1 tRNA gene and 1 rRNA gene are annotated in these 281 nt (G+C 54.8%); both read left to right on the forward strand.

Features of this window, described 5'->3' with window-relative positions:
- Positions 1-86: 86 nt before the first annotated feature.
- Positions 87-162 (forward strand) — tRNA-Thr (locus OGY04_RS00030).
- Positions 163-200: 38 nt separating this feature from the next.
- Positions 201-281 (forward strand): 5S ribosomal RNA (gene rrf / locus OGY04_RS00035); the annotation flags it as partial.

Consider the following 281-nt stretch of genomic DNA (forward strand, 5'->3'; position numbering starts at 1 on the left):
CTCAGAAGTGAAACGCCGTAGCGCCGATGGTAGTGTGGGGTCTCCCCATGCGAGAGTAGGGAACTGCCAGGCATCAAATTTAGTGTGCTGATATGGCTCAGTTGGTAGAGCGCACCCTTGGTAAGGGTGAGGTCCCCAGTTCGACTCTGGGTATCAGCACCAGTTTTTCGGTTAAAGTTCGGCACTTAGTAAAGAATTTGTCTGGCGGCTGTAGCGCGGTGGTCCCACCTGACCCCATGCCGAACTCAGAAGTGAAACGCCGTAGCGCCGATGGTAGTGTG

This window comes from Citrobacter sp. Cpo091, assembly GCF_030332645.1.
Lineage (GTDB): Bacteria > Pseudomonadota > Gammaproteobacteria > Enterobacterales > Enterobacteriaceae > Citrobacter > Citrobacter portucalensis.